At 62.0% G+C, this 503-nt stretch carries 1 protein-coding gene; it reads right to left on the bottom strand.

The window, feature by feature from the left end; all coding sequences use genetic code 11:
- Positions 1-503, bottom strand: a 503-nt coding sequence (locus NKJ26_RS33525) for an ISAs1 family transposase (protein WP_352700142.1), incomplete at both ends; no start/stop codon positions are given.

Consider the following 503-nt stretch of genomic DNA (forward strand, 5'->3'; position numbering starts at 1 on the left):
TCGATGTCGCAAGGTGCGGAGCAGATGTAGTAGCGCGTCTCGGCGCTGCTGCTTCGGTCGGCATATTCGAGGCGGGTGTGAACCTTGAGGATGGTCTTGATGGTGCGGAAGCGCGGCTGGCCCGGGTAGCTGCGCTCCGAGTTGATCCAGCAGACATTGGCGGAGGCGGCGTAAGTGCGTGTTTCGAGGCGTCCATGGGCCTTTTCGAGTGTGGTCTTGGTAGCCAGCTCTGCCGCCGGCGCATCGTTGAAATAGGCCTCGACGTCACTTTCCAAGGTCGGCTGGTTGCCCTTGAGGGCAAACAGATAATCGGCGCCATGGCCGACGATCCTGTCAGCGATCTCGACCTGACAGCCCATGGCGTCGATGGTGACGAGCGCGCCTTCGAGCTGCTTGGCGTCAGCCAGTTGATCAAGCAGATCGGGGATGGCGGTGATCTCGTTGGTCTTTTCGGGCACCGAGAGCTGCGCCAAGGTCAGGCGGGCACCTGTGGCGTAGGCCGA

Origin of the sequence: Mesorhizobium sp. M0152, assembly GCF_040322415.1 — a bacterium.
Classification (GTDB): domain Bacteria; phylum Pseudomonadota; class Alphaproteobacteria; order Rhizobiales; family Rhizobiaceae; genus Mesorhizobium.